1 protein-coding gene is annotated in these 238 nt (G+C 53.8%); it reads left to right on the top strand.

Annotation, left to right across the window (positions count from 1 at the left end):
* The coding region (locus Q5762_RS39595) for a hypothetical protein (protein WP_315897162.1) at window positions 1-238 on the top strand (238 nt) is incomplete at both ends.

Genomic DNA, 238 nt, shown 5'->3' with positions numbered 1-238 from the left:
GAACTGGTCGAGCAGTATTGCGCTATCAGTGACGTTGGCGAACGGAACTTCGAAGCGTTCTATCTGTGGCTGATCGACGGTCGTAAGGACTGGCAGCACCTGAACGTGTTCGCCATGCCGAAATACAAGCACAACGAGTTGTGGGTCGCTTACAAGCGGCTCTGGCTCAAGGCTGGTAAACCGCCATACAACCCCACTGATTGGCATCCTGTGCAATCCACAGGAAACCCCGAAGAAA

The sequence above is a fragment of the Streptomyces sp. P9(2023) genome (assembly GCF_032436795.1).
Lineage (GTDB): Bacteria > Actinomycetota > Actinomycetes > Streptomycetales > Streptomycetaceae > Streptomyces.
The sequence above is the reverse complement of the archived record's forward strand: the minus strand, read 5'-3'. Positions and strand labels throughout refer to the sequence as shown.